Source organism: Amycolatopsis halotolerans, from assembly GCF_042647905.1.
Classification (GTDB): Bacteria; Actinomycetota; Actinomycetes; order Mycobacteriales; family Pseudonocardiaceae; genus Amycolatopsis; species Amycolatopsis halotolerans.
In genome coordinates this window covers 111,005-128,386 of record NZ_JBHRWI010000056.1, presented here as the reverse complement: position 1 = coordinate 128,386, position 17,382 = coordinate 111,005, and the positions used below count along the sequence as shown (strand labels likewise).

The 17,382-nt window shown below is 68.1% G+C and carries 17 protein-coding genes; 9 read left to right on the top strand and 8 right to left on the bottom strand.

Annotated elements, in window-relative coordinates:
- Positions 1-8: 8 nt before the first annotated feature.
- The 4 genes from ACFORO_RS37610 to ACFORO_RS37595 form a co-directional block, all read right to left on the bottom strand.
- Positions 9-1,184 (bottom strand): PPE domain-containing protein, encoded by a 1,176-nt coding sequence (locus ACFORO_RS37610; protein ID WP_377873230.1) that lies wholly within the window; start codon positions 1,182-1,184, stop codon positions 9-11.
- On the bottom strand, positions 1,184-1,918 hold the full coding sequence (locus tag ACFORO_RS37605) for a DUF3558 domain-containing protein (RefSeq protein WP_377896734.1): 735 nt from the start codon (positions 1,916-1,918) through the stop codon (positions 1,184-1,186). Before ACFORO_RS37605 ends, ACFORO_RS37610 begins: the two co-directional genes overlap by 1 nt.
- Complete coding sequence (locus tag ACFORO_RS37600; RefSeq protein WP_377873228.1) at positions 1,804-2,205, bottom strand: hypothetical protein; 402 nt, start codon at positions 2,203-2,205, stop codon at positions 1,804-1,806. Before ACFORO_RS37600 ends, ACFORO_RS37605 begins: the two co-directional genes overlap by 115 nt.
- 230 nt (positions 2,206-2,435) lie before the next feature.
- Positions 2,436-3,983 (bottom strand): hypothetical protein, encoded by a 1,548-nt coding sequence (locus tag ACFORO_RS37595; protein WP_377873227.1) that lies wholly within the window; start codon positions 3,981-3,983, stop codon positions 2,436-2,438.
- 248 nt (positions 3,984-4,231) lie between these two features.
- Here ACFORO_RS37595 and ACFORO_RS37590 point away from each other — a divergent pair, with 248 nt between their 5' ends.
- From ACFORO_RS37590 to ACFORO_RS37570, 5 genes are all read left to right on the top strand, one after another.
- Entirely contained in the window at positions 4,232-6,223 is a 1,992-nt protein-coding gene (locus ACFORO_RS37590; protein ID WP_377873226.1) for a thioredoxin domain-containing protein, read from the top strand.
- 94 nt (positions 6,224-6,317) lie between these two features.
- On the top strand, positions 6,318-6,872 hold the full coding sequence (locus tag ACFORO_RS37585; protein ID WP_377873225.1) for a hypothetical protein: 555 nt from the start codon (positions 6,318-6,320) through the stop codon (positions 6,870-6,872).
- A gap of 58 nt (positions 6,873-6,930) precedes the next feature.
- Positions 6,931-8,826 carry an acyl-CoA dehydrogenase family protein gene (locus ACFORO_RS37580; RefSeq protein WP_377873224.1) on the top strand — a complete coding sequence of 632 codons (1,896 nt, stop codon included), beginning with the start codon at positions 6,931-6,933 and terminating at the stop codon, positions 8,824-8,826.
- Positions 8,827-8,845: 19 nt separating this feature from the next.
- Positions 8,846-9,031: a hypothetical protein gene (locus ACFORO_RS37575; RefSeq protein WP_377873223.1), complete on the top strand. Its 186-nt coding sequence runs from the start codon at positions 8,846-8,848 to the stop codon at positions 9,029-9,031.
- A 70-nt stretch (positions 9,032-9,101) separates the two neighbouring features.
- Entirely contained in the window at positions 9,102-9,383 is a 282-nt protein-coding gene (locus ACFORO_RS37570; protein WP_377873222.1) for a hypothetical protein, read from the top strand.
- 61 nt (positions 9,384-9,444) lie between these two features.
- Here ACFORO_RS37570 and ACFORO_RS37565 read toward each other — a convergent pair whose 3' ends face one another.
- Positions 9,445-10,089 carry a TetR/AcrR family transcriptional regulator gene (locus tag ACFORO_RS37565; RefSeq protein ID WP_377873221.1) on the bottom strand — a complete coding sequence of 215 codons (645 nt, stop codon included), beginning with the start codon at positions 10,087-10,089 and terminating at the stop codon, positions 9,445-9,447.
- Positions 10,090-10,207: 118 nt separating this feature from the next.
- Here ACFORO_RS37565 and ACFORO_RS37560 point away from each other — a divergent pair, with 118 nt between their 5' ends.
- Positions 10,208-10,888 (top strand): peroxiredoxin-like family protein, encoded by a 681-nt coding sequence (locus ACFORO_RS37560; protein WP_377873220.1) that lies wholly within the window; start codon positions 10,208-10,210, stop codon positions 10,886-10,888.
- 75 nt (positions 10,889-10,963) lie between these two features.
- On the opposite strand, the gene trhA is transcribed toward ACFORO_RS37560, so the two are convergent.
- Positions 10,964-11,638, bottom strand: coding sequence for a PAQR family membrane homeostasis protein TrhA (gene trhA, locus ACFORO_RS37555; protein ID WP_377873219.1), 675 nt, complete (start codon positions 11,636-11,638; stop codon positions 10,964-10,966).
- Positions 11,639-11,743: 105 nt separating this feature from the next.
- Between trhA and ACFORO_RS37550 the strand changes: the two genes are divergently transcribed.
- Positions 11,744-12,502: an isoprenyl transferase gene (locus ACFORO_RS37550; RefSeq protein WP_377873286.1), complete on the top strand. Its 759-nt coding sequence runs from the start codon at positions 11,744-11,746 to the stop codon at positions 12,500-12,502.
- A 106-nt stretch (positions 12,503-12,608) separates the two neighbouring features.
- On the opposite strand, the gene ACFORO_RS37545 is transcribed toward ACFORO_RS37550, so the two are convergent.
- A complete protein-coding gene (locus tag ACFORO_RS37545) occupies positions 12,609-12,857 on the bottom strand; it encodes a hypothetical protein (RefSeq protein ID WP_067576545.1) in 249 nt (82 codons plus the stop codon).
- A gap of 735 nt (positions 12,858-13,592) precedes the next feature.
- Between ACFORO_RS37545 and ACFORO_RS37540 the strand changes: the two genes are divergently transcribed.
- Positions 13,593-14,879, top strand: coding sequence for a PhoH family protein (locus ACFORO_RS37540; RefSeq protein WP_354740362.1), 1,287 nt, complete (start codon positions 13,593-13,595; stop codon positions 14,877-14,879).
- A 71-nt stretch (positions 14,880-14,950) separates the two neighbouring features.
- Here ACFORO_RS37540 and guaB1 read toward each other — a convergent pair whose 3' ends face one another.
- Positions 14,951-16,390 (bottom strand): GMP reductase, encoded by a 1,440-nt coding sequence (gene guaB1, locus ACFORO_RS37535; RefSeq protein ID WP_377896733.1) that lies wholly within the window; start codon positions 16,388-16,390, stop codon positions 14,951-14,953.
- A gap of 67 nt (positions 16,391-16,457) precedes the next feature.
- On the opposite strand from guaB1, the gene ACFORO_RS37530 reads away from it, so the two are divergent.
- Entirely contained in the window at positions 16,458-16,925 is a 468-nt protein-coding gene (locus ACFORO_RS37530) for a DUF309 domain-containing protein (RefSeq protein WP_377873217.1), read from the top strand.
- The last annotated feature ends 457 nt before the right edge of the window (positions 16,926-17,382 follow it).

The window sequence follows — 17,382 nt, the reverse complement described above, 5'->3', positions numbered from 1 at the left end:
CCGACGGCCTAGCGGGCCGGTCGGTCCCCGATCACCGGAGGCGTCGGTTTGAGATCGCTCGTGCCGAATACGTCCGGATCGGTTTCTCGGAGGTAGGGCGGCGCGGTTTTCTCCTTGTCCTTTTCTCTGTTTTTGCCGGGTATTCCGCTGCCGACCAGGTTGCCGGGCTTCCCTGATTTCCCTGCTGCGCCTGGGGTTCCGGTGGTGCTGCCGCGCGTCGGCACCGATTCGCCGGGTGCGCGGGCGCCGATTCGGTTTCCCGCGCCGAATCCCTGGTTCGCGCTGCCTCCGATTCCTGGGTCAGGACCGAACCCGCTGGTGCCGAGAGGGTTGATCGACTGTCCTGAGGGACCGAATTGATAACCGGGCGGCAGCGCGGCTGAGCTGGGACTGTACGAACTGATCCGAGTCGAATCCGGCGGTTTGTCCGCTTCGGAAGGGGCCGCCTGGGGTGCGCTTTCCGCCGCGTCAGGTACGCGGCTGCCAGGGTGATTCACGGGGTGATCGCTGCTCGGAGCGGGCATCGGCTCGCGCGGCTTCGGAACCTCCGCGCCAGGAGGCGGCTCGATCGCGTCAGGACGGTGGCTGTCGGGAGGTTTGCCGCTCGGCCCGCCGGGACCCTCGACCGGCTTCGGCGGCGCGCTGGTGCTGGCGCTGGCGAGTTCGACGGACGCGCCGGTGTCGCTCAACTCCGCGTAGCGCGCCGGAATCCGATCGGAGTTCGTCCCCGTCGTCGAGTGATAGCCGGTGTAGGCGTCGACATTGTGCTGGGCATCGGCCTGCCACTGGTCGAGTTTGCCGAAGTAGCCAGGCCTGCCGTTGAGCGAGTCGTAGACGTCCTGTGCGGTGATTTCCGGCCGGTCGCCGACTGGTCGAACCGTGTTCTTGATGGCCTGAAACGCCGACAATTGCCCGTCCGCCGCATTCTGGGCGAACACCAGGTTCGCGCTGTGATCCAGGGAGGCGGCCAGCAGCGGCGAGGCCGAATTCGCGGCTTCCTCCGCGGAAACGCCCTGCCAACCGGCGCGCACCTTCTCCGCGAGACTGGCGATTTCGTCGGCGCGTTCCAGCAGCCGCTCGCTAAGGTCCCTTGCGGATCTTTGAGTCGTGCTCAGGGATTCGGGACCCGGTCCGCTGGTGACCTTGTGATAGATCTCCGCGGGAGTCATCGATTGACCAGCCATCAGTGCCCTCCTCGCAGATTGGCAAGTACTGTTTCCGCGACACCGCGAGCCGAGTCACATGGGTCCTTCTCGCCTTTGTGCGACGGAGATTGCGTGACCGATACGACTATGGTTTCGCTGTCGCTGATTCCCATCGCGATGTCGCATTCGCCGAGGCTCGCCCGGTGATCTTCTTCGCCGTAGGCGACGACGGGGTACCCGTCGACCGGGGCGAGAGGCAGGAAGAACGGGTAGACCTTGTCCTTGGCGCGGTAGAACGATGTCAGCCCGAGTTCGTTGATGTCAGGGAACACGATCACCACTTGCGCTTGAGCGAACCAGCCACACCCCGGTCCGCCTGCGCCGTGTGGTTCCGGCTTGACGTGGGAGCTGGTGCCGAGGAGGTCGGAGACCTGTCTTGCGGTCAGGGCGTCGCAAGGGTTCTGCTTGAACTTGGTGGCATCGAGGGGAATCGCTACTTTAGGTACGCCGGGGCCCGGCACTGGGTCGGTCGCGGTGCTTTTCGGTGTCTGTGAGACTGGCCGGTCGGAGTGCCCGCTCGGGGCGGCTCGGCCAGCCGTGGTGCTCGAGCAGCCGGCGAGGGCGCACAGGGCGGCCGCGGTGAGCGCGAAGACGCGTCTCACAGACTTCCCCCGGTGTTGTGGATCTCGGACGAGTGCGAGTCCTCGGCGGATGTGTATCTCCTGAGCGTGTCGCGGTATTTCGCGGCCTGGCTCCTGCAGAATTGCTCGCATTGGATCAACGAATCGAGCAGGGCCCGCCCGGAACTCCTGAACAAGGCCGCGTTGTCGGCACTGGAAAAATCCAGTCCGGGCGGCTGTGTTTGTGCGATTAATTGGGCACGTGTTCGATCTAAACGGTAATTGTCGCCGAGATGATCGTACAGCCTGGCGAGTTCCTCGAGTGTTCCTTGATCGTACGCGTACCCGTCGCCCAGCAACGGCGCGACCGCCATCGTCTCGATCGACTCGCCGCCATACCTCCGCACCGGAGGCAGGTTGGACTGCTGACTGTCGGCCACGATGTACGCCTCCCCTTGCGTAGATCGTTCCGGGTCCGCCGGGCCCAGACCTGTGGTCACCCTCTGACACCGGATAGTTACTGTAGTCGCCGCGATTAAGCCTGTCTGCAAATGCGAACTGCAACTCGCAGCCGAGTTCACCGTTTGTGGACTTGAGCAGGGCGACTGTCCTGCCGTCAACAGCAAGCTTCACTCGAACGTCTTAAGTGGCAGACACCAGAGGGGCCTCGTCAGCGTCGTTCGGCCAGTTGCTCGTCGTAAAGACTTTCCGGCGGCAGATGCTTGCCAGCCGACCCGATCTCGCCGCTCCGGTGGCCCGGCTGCGGTTTGCTCTGCGTTCCGGTGCAGCCGAGCGCCCAGTTGTGCGCGGTCGGCGGGTTTTCCACGAGGTACGAGCCGACGCCGCAGTTCCACAGCACCGAATTCGCGCCCGCCCAGCCCTGGCCGCTGCCCATCCACTGCCGGTCGGACAGTTGGAGATGTCCCGACGGCGGGCTCATCGTGAGGTCGTCGTAGAGAGTGCCGCTGGCCCAGCGTTGGTGCGGGCCGGCGTCGAGGATGCGCGAGCCGGTGTTGGTCGCGGTGCAACGGCTGACCACGTTGGGGCCGGGCACCCTGGCCTGCGTGACCCAGGCGTGCAGGTTGCTGCCGGTGACGGTGCATTGCCGCACCAGGGTTTCCTGGCCGCTGATGGTGTAGGCGGCGGGCTGGTCGTGGATGTCCTGCGGGACGGATTCGTCGAGGGACGACGTGCGCAGCAGGCTGACCCGGAGCGCGTTCTGCCCGATACCGAAGGCGGAACCGAAATGGTCCGCGACCACGTCGTCGACCCAGCTGTCCTGTGCGGTATCCACGGATACCAGCTGGGACTTGAAGAAACCGTCGTGATGCCAGGCGGGATCCTGCTCGAACTCGGCACCGTCCGCGGACAGGTGCGAGAGGCCGGAGCCGCTGATCCGGCCGGGATACGAGTAGCGGGTGACGGTGGCGTGGGTGTACTGGCTTTCCAGCGCGTTGGTCAGCGACACGTCGAAGCGGACGGTTTTGCCGTTCACGGCGGTGACTGTCCGGTCGAACTGCAGACCGGCGTTGGGTGTCCACTGCTTGCTCGGAGTGCCGTCCGGCCGCGGCGGGATCTTGTCCATGCCGATCGCGTGAATCCACGCCTGTTCCTGCGGACGCTGCACGATGACGTGGTCGCCGACGTGCAGCGACGAGGCATCGCTGACGTCAAGCTGGTCCGCGCCGACCGGGACGTAGTTGCTGGTGACCGGGACCGCCGAACCTGTTGAGGCACGCGAACCGGTGCCAGCGATCGTGACCAGAGTGTGCAGTTTGCCTGCCGCGACCAGCTTGGTCCCGTTCGCTCCGCTGCCCGCGCCGCGCAGTTCGACGTTGCTGGTGCTGATCTGCAGAGTTCCTTCGATCCGGTAGTCGCCGGCTGTCAGCTGGACCGCGCCGGGCCTGCCGCTGTTCGCGACCTGGTTGATGGCCTGCTGAATCCGCGCGGTGTCATCGCCGGACGACTGCGGCCCGACAGTCGCCGCGACCGGCAGTTCGGGCGGCGGAGCGTCGCCGTTGCGGTAGCCGACGCGGGAGAAATCGGGGACCCGGTTGCCTTGCGCGTCGGTGCTGTAGGCGAGGCGGCCGTTGGCGAAGGTGATCCAGTTCGGTGCCGCGGAAGCCGCATGGACACTGCAACCGGACAAACCAAGACATCCGATGAATGCGATCGCGGTGACGGGGAGCATCAAGCCTGCGCGAGAGAATCGCTTCATAGGGGCGGACTCTAGCGATCTTCGTGCTGCGCGACAAAGGCCGATCGTCGCATTCATCGGACTTCTCCGCGAATGCTCGGTTCTTGAGGGCTCGGTTCAACCGGCACTCTCCCGAAGGGCGCGAACGTGGATGTTCCAGGTTTTTCGGCCTTGCGGCGTCAGGGAAAGGCAGGTGCTTTCCAAGTCGGAAACTACCGTTACGGCGGGGACGGGACCGGTCTCCCGCGCCATGGGGCACACTCGGCACCATGTCGAACCGCCTCGCCGACGCGACGTCCCCGTACCTCCTGCAGCACGCCGGGAACCCGGTCGATTGGTGGGAATGGGGCCCGGAAGCGCTGGCCGAGGCGCGCCGGCGCGGGGTGCCGATTCTGCTGTCCGTCGGGTACGCCGCCTGCCATTGGTGTCACGTCATGGCGCACGAGTCCTTCGAGCACGAGGGCACCGCGACGCTGATGAACGCGCATTTCGTCAACATCAAGGTCGACCGCGAGGAGCGGCCGGACATCGACGCCGTCTACATGGCCGCCACGCAGGCCATGACCGGTCAGGGCGGCTGGCCGATGACCTGTTTCCTCACGCCCGAGGGCGAGCCATTCCATTGCGGCACTTACTATCCGCCCGCGCCGAGGCCGGGGATTCCGTCGTTCACGCAGCTGCTGGTCGCGGTCGCGGAGGCGTGGGAGGAGCGGCCGGACGACCTGCGCGAGGGCGCGAAACAGATCGTCGGGCACCTTGCCGAGCAGAGCGGTCCGCTGAAGGAATCGGCTGTCGACGCCGACGCTTTGGCTCAGGCGGCGGCGAAACTTGCGCAGGAGGCAGACCCGGCGCACGGCGGTTTCGGCGGTGCGCCGAAGTTTCCGCCGTCGATGGTGCTGGAGTTCCTGGTGCGCCACCACGAGCGCACGGGCTCGGCGGAGGCCCTGGCGCTCGCCGGGTCCGCGGCGGACGCGATGGCTCGCGGCGGCATCCACGACCAGCTGGGCGGCGGGTTCGCGCGCTACTCCGTGGACGCGGAGTGGATCGTTCCCCACTTCGAGAAAATGTTGTATGACAACGCTTTGCTCCTCCGAGTGTACGCGCATCTCGCGCGCCGCGGTTCGGCGTCGGCGCGTCGGGTGGCGGAAGGGGTCGTTCGGTTCCTCGAGCACGATCTTCTTACGCCGCAAGGAGGTTTCGCGGCGTCGCTCGACGCGGACACCGGAGGCGTCGAGGGCTTGACCTACGTGTGGACTCCCGCGCAGCTCAACGAGGTGCTCGGCGAGGACGGCACGTGGGCGGCTGAGCTCTTCAGCGTCACCGAAGACGGGACGTTCGAAGAAGGCGCGTCGACCCTTCAACTGCGGACAGATCCAGAAGACTTCGACCGATTCGAGCGTGTCCGGCAAGCGTTGCTCGAAGCGCGAGCGGAGCGTCCGCAGCCAGGCCGGGACGACAAGGTGGTCGCCGCGTGGAACGGTCTCGCGATTTCCGCGCTGGCCGAAGCGGGCGTCGCGCTGGAGCATCCACAGTGGATCGAGCTGGCTCGCAACGCGGCGTCGCTGCTGCTGGACCTGCACCTCGTGGACGGACGTCTCCGCCGCAGCTCGCGGGACGGCGCGGTCGGGACCCCGGTCGGTGTGCTGGAGGACTACGCCTGCCTCGCCGACGGTCTGCTCGCCCTCCACCAGGCCACTGGTGAACCTCGCTGGCTCACCGAAGCGACCAGGCTGCTCGACATCGCACTGGCGCATTTCGCGTCGGACTCCGCGCCGGGTGCGTATCACGACACTGCCGACGACGCGGAAGTCCTGGTGCAGCGTCCGTCCGATCCGACGGACAACGCGAGCCCGTCCGGTGCCTCGGCGCTGGCTGGTGCGCTGCTCACCGCGTCCGCGCTGGCCGGACCGGACCAGGCGGCGCGCTATCGCGATGCTGCTGAACTCGCGTTGCGTCGCGTCGGGCTGCTCGCCGCACGGGTGCCGCGTTTCGCCGGGCACTGGTTGTCCGTGGCGGAGGCGGCGCAGTCCGGGCCAGTGCAGGTCGCGGTTGTCGGTGCGGACCGTGCGGAGCTGATCACCGCCGCCGCGCGGCACATCCACGGCGGCGGCATCGTGCTCGGCGGAGAGCCGGACGCGTCCGGTGTCCCGCTGTTGGCCGACCGGCCGTTCGTCGATGGCAAAGCAGCGGCTTACGTCTGCCGCGGCTACGTCTGCGAGCGCCCGGTGACCGCGCCGGACCAGCTCATCGCCCAGCTCTGACGAATTCCGCCCCTGGTGAACGCGGTACCCACCTGGGTGGAATCGGCGTAGCTTCAGTAGTGACGTAATCATGTAATCAAGGATGGTGGACGTCATGGGGCGAGGTTGGAAAGGCCGGGGCTGGCAGCAGGCCGAGGCGCCGTCAGCCGACGACGCGGCGGCGTGGTTCGGCGGACGGCTCCCGGACGGCTGGTTCACCGGCGACCCGGAAATCACCGTGGACCGCGAAGAGATCCTGATCGTGGGCGAACTGCCCGCGCTGACCGGCGAATGCGCCGACGACGCGGCCCGCGCGGCCGCGGAAGACGGGCGGATCAGCCGGTTCCGCGAGGAAACCCGCGACGAGCGCATCGAAATCGCCCGGCAGGCCGAGCATCGCTACCAGCGCAAGGTGGCGTGGGGCGCGAAGCTGGGCGGTACGACGGTGCACTTCACGACGCTGTCGGTGCCGGTGATGACCAGGCTGCGGCAACCCGAACGGCTGGTCCTCGACACGCTCGTGGACGCGGGCGTCGCGCGGTCGCGGTCCGAGGCGCTGGCCTGGGCGGTGCGGCTGGTCGGCGAGCACGCGGACACCTGGCTGACGGAGTTGCGCGAGGCGATGACCAAGGTCGACGACCTGCGGTCGAAGGGGCCCGACCTGGGCTGAGCTGCGGGACTTCCTCCGCTGCGGCAGGCTGGTGGCAGCCTGCTGTATCGGAGGAACCGTGGACGTCCCTGCTGTGCCTGAGAAAGTGGACCCGGACGCGTTGACCGCAGTCCTCGATGGACGCTGGGCCCGGCTGAAGCGCGACGTGCGCGCGCAGATGAGCACGGAGAAGTTCCGGGACACGATCGGTCTCGACGTCGAGGCGCATCGCGTCCAGGTGCTGGACCAGCTGCGGAAACTCGCTGAAACGGACCGTCCCGCGCTCGGCTTCGACGCCGCGTACGGCGGGCTGAGCGACGTCGGCGGTTCGGTGATGTCGTTCGAGATGCTCGGCTACGGCGACCTGTCGCTGATGGTCAAGGCCGGGGTCCAATGGGGCCTGTTCGGCGGTGCGGTGCAGCTGCTCGGCACCTCGTCGCACCACGAGAAGTACTTGCGCCGCATCATGAATCTGGACCTGCTCGGCTGCTTCGCGATGACCGAGCACGGCCACGGTTCGGATGTCCAGCACCTGCATACCACGGCGACTTACGACCCTTCGGCGCACGAATTCGTCGTGCACAGCCCAGATCCCGGCGCCACCAAGGAATACATCGGCAACGCCGCCCGCGACGGACAGCTCGCGGTGGTCTTCGCGCAGCTGATCACCGGCGGCGAATCCCGCGGCGTACACGCGTTCCTGGTCCCGATCCGCGACGACTCCGGTGCTGCGGTTTCGGGCGTCACCATCGCCGACTGTGGCGTAAAAGCGGGCCTGAACGGCGTCGACAATGGACGGTTGACCTTCGATCAGGTCCGGGTGCCAAGGGAAGCGCTGCTGAACCGCTTCGGCGACGTAGCCGAGGACGGCACCTACACGAGCCCAATCGAAAGCGACGGCCGCCGGTTCTTCACGATGCTGGGCACGCTCATCCGCGGCCGAGTGAGCGTCGGCGGCAGCGCCGGATGCGCCACGCAACGCGCCCTGACGTTGGCAATCCGCTACGGCGACCAGCGTCGACAGTTCCAGCGCCCGGAGGGTGACGAGGTCGTCATCCTCGATTACCTGGGACACCAACGGAAACTGCTGCCGGCTTTGGCGAAGACTTACGCTCTGCACTTCGCGCAGGAAGAACTGGTCGCCGCCCTGCACGACATCGCTCCCGACGCGCCGGAAGAAGAACAACGCGAACTGGAATCCCGAGCCGCGGGCCTGAAAGCCGCGAACACCTGGCACGCGACCGCGACCATCCAAACGGCCCGCGAAGCCTGCGGCGGCAGCGGGTACCTCGCGGAGAATCTGCTGGCCGGTTTGAAGGCGGACACTGACGTTTTCACCACCTTCGAAGGCGACAACACCGTGCTGTTGCAGCTGGTCGCGAAGGGTTTGCTGACGCAGTACAAGGAACACTTCGAGGACCTCAGCCCACTGGCGACTGCCCGGTTCGTCGCTGAGCAACTGGTGGACACCGTCAAGGAGCGTTCTGTCGCGCTGCGGTTCGTAGAGCGCCTGACGGAGTCTGATGATGCTTCAGTGCTCTTTGATCGTGAGTGGCAGCAGCGTCTCTTTGAGGACCGTGAAGAGCACGTGCTGAGCGGCGTGGCCAACCGTCTCCGCAGGGCTGCTTCGGATCCCTTCGGGGTCTTCAACTCCGCACAGGACCATGTGCTGCTCGCTGGCCGCGTACACGTGGACCGCCTGATCCTCGACGCCTTCGCCCGCGCTGTCGACGCGTGCCCGGACCCGGACGCGGCTGCGCTGCTTTCGCGGCTCTGCGACCTGTACGCCCTGTCAACGATCGAAGCGGACCGCGCGTGGTTCCTCGAGCACGGTCGCATCTCCGCGAGCCGGTCCAAAGCGGTGACTGCGGCGGTTAACGCGCTGTGCGGGGCATTGCGGCCGCATGCGCGAACGTTGGTGGATGGGTTCGCGGTTCCGGAGCAGTTCTTGGCCGCCCCGATGCTGAACGGCTGATCTCGGTACGCTTGGCGAGGTGTCGAAAGTCTTCGGAGATCATGCCGAGCGATACACGGGCTTTGCCGAAAACAGCGGGCCGAACGCGCATTATGACCGTCCAGCGATCCTGCGCCTGGCCGGAAAGCTAATCCTGGAACTAGGCTCCGCTGGCGGCGGCCTGACCGAGCATCTGGCCGAGCCAGGTTCGAGACCGCGGACCTGAACGAGCCGCTGACCATGGTGCCGAGCGCCTCGCCGAACTGCGGCGCTGCCTGAAACCGGGCGGCGCGCTGGTGTTCTCCATCCACCACCGGATCACCGGCTGGCTCCGGTCGGACGGTACGGACTACCACCGCGTCGAACTGATCAGCGAAGACTGGGATTGGGACGGCGTGACGGTGACCGGGCAGATGTACCGCCGTCCGGTGTCAGCGGTCTTCACCGCATTGCTGGATGCCGGGTTCGCGATCGACGCGGTCGAGGAGCCGCAGCCGACGGCGGGGGTGGAGGACCCGGAACTGGCGGAGATCTTGCGGGCGCAGCCGGTGTTCTTGTTCGTGCGGGCGGTGCGCTAGGCGTACATCGCCGACCAGATCACGACGACGTGATGATTAATCGCAGTCCTTGCCTCTCTCGTCAGGGAGCGACGGCGTGGAACGCGATGCGTTCGATCATCGCGTCCAGCCCGGCTTCCAACGCTGCGGTGCTGCGCTGCGCCTGCGCGAGGATCAGGCCGCCCTGCAGCGCGGCCATCGTCGCCAACGACAGTCGGTGCGGGTCGGCGTCGTCGCGCAGTACGCCCCGGTCGAGCATGTCCTGCAGGCCGTCGCGGATCGCAGCGGTCCACTGCGTGAAGCCTTCCGCCAACGCGGTGCGCGCGGCGGGGTCGTGTTCGGCGAGTTCGCTGGTCAAGCTTCCGAGCGGGCAGCCGCCGCGGCAGTCGAGGCCGTGTTCGATCTGCACGATCGCGTCTCGCCAGTCCCGCAGTGCCTCGAAGCTGTCCAACCGGGAGAGAAGCACTCGCTGGCCGGTGAGGATGCGAGCCGTCTGGAACTCGATCACCGCGCGGGTGAGAGCGCTCTTGTCCGCGAAGTAGTGGTAGATCTGCGACGAGCTGACCCCGGCGGCATCCCGGACGTCGGGAGTGCTGGTGCCGGCGACGCCGCGCTCGAACATCAGCTGCGCGGCGGCGGCGACGATCCGCTCACGGGTGACGAGCCCACGGGTCGTCCGTCTCGTCGCGCCGGCGCCCTCGGCTGCCGGGGTCACGGTCTCGCTCACTTCCGCAGGATACGGAAGCTCGCCAAAACTGGATTTGACTATCCAGTCTGCCGTTGCTACTACTGGATAGAGCAATCCAGTTTGAGGTTCGGCCCCGCGTCCCGCAAAGCATCTCCTCGTGCCCGAAAGGCTTGACGTGACCACCACTAACAGCACCATTGCCGAGCGGGTATCCGCCATGCAGCAGGGCCTCGCAGGTCAACTGCCGGCCGAGGCCTTGGCGGCTTTCAGCGGCGAGCAGGCGGAACTGGATGCCGCCGGTTTGCCGGAGGGCGTGCTCGCCGCGGGCGCGGCGATGCCCGACGGAGAGCTGCTCGACGTCCACGGCAACCCGGCGACGCTCGAATCCGCCCGCCACGGGAAGCCCGCCGTGGTCGTGACCTACCGAGGGGCGTGGTGCCCGTACTGCAACGTGGCGCTGCGTGCCTACCAGGAGCAGCTCGTGCCCGTGCTTGCTGAACGGGGCATCGAGCTGATCGCGATCAGTCCGCAGAAGCCGGACGGCTCGCTGTCCATGGCGGAGAAGAACGACCTGACCTTCACCGTGCTGTCCGATCCCGGCAACCAGATCGCCGCCGCACTCGGTGTGCTCACCGCCCCCACCGAGGACGCCCGCACCGCGCAGGCGGCTCTCGGGCTGGACCTCGCCGCGACCAACGCCGACGGCGGCCACGGCGTACCGATGCCGACGGTCGTCCTGGTCGACGCCGACGGTGCGATCCGGTGGATCGACGTGCACCCCAACTACACCACCCGCACCGAGGTTCACGAGATCGCGACGGCACTCGAGCTGCTCTGAGCGGAACGACCTCTGTCCGGAGAAGCTCCCGCCGAGCCGACGGCCTGAGGAAGATCCGCAAAGGCAAACCGGCAGCTAGGAGTACATCGCCAACCAGATCGCGATGTAATGCGACACCGCAGCCAACACCGTGCACGCATGAAAGAACTCGTGGTACCCAAAGGTCTCCGGCCAGTGGTTAGGCCACTTGACCGCGTAAAAAACCGCCCCCACGGTATAAAACAGCCCGCCCACGCAAAGCAGCACCAAAGCCGCGACCCCGGCATGGCTCAGCAGCTCGGGCAGAACGAAGACCGCGACCCACCCCAGTGCGATGTAGATCGGCACTCCGAGCCAACGCGGCGCGTGCGGCCACAGCATCTTCATCGCCACGCCGAGGACCGCGCCGCCCCAGACGATGGCCAGGACGATGTATCCAGTCGGCTTAGACATGGCCAGCAGGGTGAACGGCGTGTACGTGCCGGCGATGAAGAGGAAGATCATCGAATGGTCGGCGCGCTTCATCCACTTGTACGCGCGCGGGCTCCACAGCCTGCGGTGATACAGCGCGCTCACGCCGAACACGCCCAGCACGGTGAGGCCGTACACGGACGTCGCCAGCGCGGCTACCCCAGAAACCGTCGAGGCGGCGAGGCTGATCAGCGTGGCGGCTCCGGCGACCGCGCCGAAGAACGACCAGAAGTGGATATGGCCGCGCAGCCGGGGGCGAGTGTCCTCGGGGACGGGTGGGGGCTCGGTCGTCACGCTCACCGAGCCAAGGCTACGGGACCGTAGGTTTTTCGCCAGCCCCCGTGGCGCGTCACACCCTTACTCCAGGGGTGCGTACGCTCGGGCGACGTGAGCCTCCGGTCCTTCATGTCCGACGTCGTCTACAGCGTCTACAGCCGCCGACTGATCCAGCAGTCGGCAGGCCGTCATCCCCGGCATATCGCGATCATGCTCGACGGCAATCGCCGCTGGGCCCGCGAGGCCGGGTTCGCCGACGTGGCCGACGGGCATCGCGCCGGGGCCAAGAAGATCGCCGACTTCCTCAGCTGGTGCCAGGAGGCCGAGGTCGAGGTCGTGACGATGTGGCTGCTGTCCACCGACAACCTGAACCGCGATCCGGACGAGCTCACGCCGCTGCTGAAGATCATCACCGACGTCACCGACGAACTCGCCGGGGCCGAGGCGCCGTGGCGGCTGCGCATCGTCGGCGCGCTCGACCTGCTGCCGCTCGAGGTGGCGCAGAAGCTCACCGCCGACGCGGCGCGGACTGAGAACCACTCGGGCATGGAGGTGAACATCGCGGTCGGCTACGGCGGACGGCAGGAGATCGCCGACGCCGTCCGCAAACTTCTCCTGCAGCACGCCGACGAGGGCACTTCGATTCGCGAACTCGCGAAAATCCTCGACGTCGACCACATCTCGGAACATCTCTACACATCCGGCCAGCCGGATCCGGAGCTGATTATCCGAACGTCCGGTGAACAGCGGCTTTCCGGATTTCTGCTCTGGCAGTCCGCGCATTCGGAATTCTGGTTCACCGAGGCTTACTGGCCGGCATTCCGGCGCGTCGATTTTCTCCGCGCGATGCGCGACTACGCCTGGCGGCACCGCCGGTTCGGGGTCTGAGCGGCGGACCGGCCCGGCGGACCCACCCAGCCGGGCCGGTCAACCCGGGCCGCTGACGCCGCGAAGGCCCCGGAGCCGGGCTCCGGGGCCTTCGCGTCAAGACGGCTCAGCCGTGGTGGTGCTCCATCGAGTGGGCCACCAGCGCCGGGGTCAGCGCGACACCGGTGTAGGCGCCGGCGACCAGCGAAGCGGCACCGTAGCCGAGCGCGCCGCCGCCCTCGATGAAGGTGGCGTAGGCGTCGCCGAACGTCGGGTCCGGAGCGCCCTGGGTCGCGGCCGGGGAGGCGAACGCCGTCCCGCCGATCATCATCAGACCCGCGGCGGCACCGGCGACAATTCCAGCCTTCTTCAGCACTTCGCACACTCCTAGGTAGAGATACTGGGATTCGGGGCACCGGAGTGTTCCGGTGGTGTGTCCCGCAGTAAGGAAATTACCCCCGAATGGCCTCTAGTGAATGGTGCGTACGCCCATTGTGTGAGCGCTTGAAGGCCCAGTTCACTCGGACCGGTTCAGTGTCCAGGACGCGAAATGCATTCCGGTCTTGCGCGTGGTACAAGGCCCTTTACCTGGGAATTGCCTGCACTCGGTGATTAATTTTCCTTGATCATCCATCTGTGCGACCCCCCGATCGCCGGACCTGGTGACGCTGGGTGAGCACTGTGGACACTCTGTTGCGGGCGACCGACGGTGGGATGACGAATCGGCGAATCACCTGTGTGGCTGCCTGCACGACGGGGCGGACGTAGGTACCTTCCGGGATAGAGGGCTCGCGTTCCGTGCGGGTTCTCGCGGGAGGCCCTGGTCGTGGCGTTGATCGAGGGGGCGGCTCAGCCGCCCACGAGATGCACGAGGGGGCCGGCACCCGGCCCTCGTGGCCGTGCCGCCTGACGCAGCCAGCGTCAGGGAGTGCGGACTCAGCCAGGGAGGTGCCCGGCCCAGCGAGTGCGGGCGTGGGGTGCACACGCCCTCGAGGGAGATGCCGTCGTGACTGCGCAGCGTTCACCCCGCAAGGCCTCAGGCCGTTCTTCGACCGGTGCCCCGGCGCCGGAGAAAGCCTCGATCTCGCCCGAATCCCCACGCATCACTTATGTGCTCGACACGTCGGTGCTGCTCTCTGACCCGTGGGCGGTCACCCGGTTCGCCGAACACGCGGTGGTGCTCCCGCTGGTCGTCATCAGTGAACTGGAGGCCAAGCGCCACCACTCCGAACTGGGCTGGTTCGCCAGGGAATCCCTCCGGCTGCTGGACGATCTCCGGCTCAAGCACGGCAGGCTCGACGCCCCGATCCCGATCGGCGAGGCGGGCGGAACCCTGCAGGTGGAGCTGAACCACACCGATCCGTCCGTCCTCCCGGTGGGCTTCCGCACCGACTCGAACGACCACCGCATCCTCGCGTGCGCGCTCAACCTCGCGACGGAGCAGCCGCAGGTCGTCCTGGTGACGAAGGACATCCCGCTGCGGGTCAAGGCGGGCGCCGTCGGGCTCACCGCGGACGAGTACCGGGCGCAGGAGGTCACGCCGTCGGGCTGGACGGGCATGGCGGACGCGGACGCTCCCCAGGAGCTGATCGACGCGCTCTTCTCGGGCGGTTCGGCGGATCCGGCGGAGTTCGGGCTCGGCGAGGTGGGCGAACTGCCGTGCCACACCGGGCTGCGGCTGCTCGCGGGCAGCTCCAGCGCGCTCGGCCGGGTCACGGCGGACAAACGGGTGCGGCTGGTGCGCGGCGACCGCGAGGCGTTCGGCCTGCACGGCCGCTCGGCGGAGCAGCGCGTGGCGCTCGACCTGCTGCTGGACTCCGACGTCGGCATCGTCTCGCTCGGCGGGCGCGCGGGCACCGGCAAGTCGGCGCTGGCGCTGTGCGCGGGCCTGGAGGCGGTGATGGAACGCCAGCAGCACCGCAAGGTCGTGGTGTTCCGCCCGGTCTACGCGGTCGGCGGCCAGGATCTCGGCTATCTGCCCGGGTCCGAGAGCGAGAAGATGCAGCCGTGGGCGCAGGCGGTGTTCGACACGCTCGGCGCGCTGGTCAGCCAGGACGTGCTGGACGAGGTGTTCGACCGCGGCATGCTCGAGGTGCTGCCGCTGACGCACATCCGGGGCCGCTCGCTGCACGACACCTTCGTGATCGTGGACGAGGCGCAATCGCTGGAACGCAACGTGCTGCTCACCGTGCTTTCGCGGCTCGGCTCGGCGTCGCGGGTGGTGCTCACGCACGACGTGGCCCAGCGCGACAACCTGCGGGTCGGACGGCACGACGGCGTCTCGGCCGTGATCGAGAAGCTGAAGGGGCACCCGCTGTTCGCGCACGTGACCCTGACCCGGTCGGAGCGCTCGCCGATCGCGGCGCTGGTGACCGAGATGCTGGAGGACCACGGCTGAGCTAGTTCCGTGAAGGACTCCTTGAGGGAATCAGATTCCCTCAAGGAGTCCTTCACGGACTTGCTGCGGGGTTACCAGCCGGAGGGCAGCGGGCGTCCCTCGGCGAAACCGGCCGCGGACTGCACGCCCAGCACGGCGCGCTCGTGGAACTCCTCCAGCGTGCGCGCGCCCGCGTAGGTGCAGGACGAGCGGACACCGGAGCAGATCGAGTCGATCAGGTCCTCGACGCCGGGCCGGGTCGGGTCCAGCGCCATCCGCGACGTGGAGATGCCCTCCTCGAACAGCGCCTTGCGCGCGCGGTCGAAGACGTTGTCCGTGCGCGTGCGGGCCCCGACGGCGCGCTTCGACGCCATCCCGAACGACTCCTTGTACGGGCGGCCCTGCTCGTCGTACCGCAGGTCGCCAGGCGATTCGTGGGTGCCGGCGAACCAGGAGCCGACCATCGCCGCGGACGCGCCCGCGGCCAGCGCCAGCGCGACGTCGCGAGGGTGCCGCACGCCGCCGTCCGCCCAGACGTGTTTGCCCAGTTCACGGGCGGCAGCCGAGCATTCCGCCACGGCGGAGAACTGCGGGCGGCCGACGCCGGTCATCATCCGCGTGGTGCACATCGCGCCGGGGCCGACGCCGACCTTGATGACGTCCGCGCCCGCGTGGATGAGGTCGCGAGTGCCCTCGGCGGTCACGACGTTCCCCGCCACGATCGGCACCTTCGGCGACACCGAGCGGACCGCCTTGAGCGCGGCGATCATCTTTTCCTGGTGCCCGTGCGCGGTGTCGACGACCAGCGTGTCGACGCCCGCGGCCAGCACCGCTTCGGCCTTCGCCGCGACGTCGCCGTTCACGCCGACCGCGGCGGCGACGCGCAGCTTGCCCTGAGCGTCGGCGGCCGGGGTGTAGATCTCCGAGCGCAGCGCGCCGACCGCTGTGAGGACGCCGGCGAGGCGACCGTCGGCGTCGAGGCCGAGGGCGAGCCGTCCGCCGTGGCTGTGCAGGAGCTCGAAAACCTCGCGCGGCGGCGTGTCCAGCGGGACAGCGACGACGGCGGGCTCGGCGACGTCGGCTAGCCGCGCGAAGCGGTCGACACCAGCGCAGGCGGCCTCGTCGACGACGCCGACCGGCTTGCCGTCACCGTCGACGATGACGACCGCGCCGTGTGCTCGTTTGTGCACGAGGTTGAGGGCGTCGGCCACCGCGTCGCCGCCGGTGAGGACCAGCGGCGTGTCCCAGACGGCGTGGCGGGACTTCACCCAGGAGACGATTTCGGTCACCGCCTCGGTGTCGACGTCCTGCGGAAGCACGACGAGCCCGCCGCGGCGAGCGACCGTCTCGGCCATCCGCCGCCCGGCGACGGCCGTCATGTTGGCCACCACCAAGGGGATCGTCGCGCCAGTACCGTCCACAGTGGACAAGTCGACGCCGAAGCGGGACTCCACGTCCGAACGGTTCGGCAGCAGGAACACGTCGTCGTAGGTCAGGTCGTGAGCGGGCACGTGCCCATCCAGAAAGCGCACGAGTCACCAGGCTACGTGGCTTGCGCGCGAGACGCTAACCCGGCGTGGCACGTGGAACAATGGCCGGGTGGACAGCCGTGATCGCGATGACCAGGGACGGGCGCGCAACGCCCGCCCGCGTGATGGTCTGGGCCGCCCGCTGCCATATGGGTCCGACGGCGTGCCGCGCCAGCCCGAGGGCGTGCAGCGGACGCCGGCGGAGACCCTGGCGGAGGCGCAGCACCTGCTGGACACCGGCCGCCCGTTCCACGCGCACGAGGTGTTCGAGGACGCTTGGAAGGCGACGGACGGGCCGGAGTGCGAGCTGTGGCGCGGCCTGGCCCAGCTGGCGGTGGGGCTGACGCACGCGTTGCGGGGGAACGGGAACGGAGCGGTCGCGCTGCTGGAGCGGGGTGCGGAGAACATCGCGCCGTTCCGGGCGGAACCTCCGTACGGGGTGGATGTGGCCGGGTTGCAGCAGTGGGCGCAAGCGCTTGCGGGCGAGGCTCGGGAGCGGGTTCGGGTGGTGCCGGAGGTTCCTCGGCTGGCCCATTAGGCGGGGTTCGCGGCTGCTGGGCTGGGTTTCCGGTTCGGCTGGCTGGCGCGGCTGGGGGAGTTCTTGCTTGCGGCGGAGCTTTCGCCGAGAGTCCGCGGCTCATGCGGTGGGCTTGGCGCGGGATGAGCTGCGGAGGGAATGCGGCTCGCTGGCGGACGAGTGCATTGATCGGTGTGGCGACCGATCGCGAGCTGGGCTGATCCGACGGTTTCGGCGGCGAGGCGCGGCGACCGACTGCAAGGCGGGTGGTTCCGGCGGCGCGGTCCGGCCTGAGCGATTGATCGCGAAGCGACGTGAGCCGGGGCGGCTTCGGCAATGCGGCCCGGTGAGCCGGGGCGGCTTCGGCAGTGCGGCCCGGTGAGGCGGCTCGGCCTGGCGTGCAGTTCCGGCGGTGCGCGTTCGTGCGCGCAAGTGAGTGTCGAACTAGCTGGTCTGGCTGCGCGCAAGCGTTTGCGGA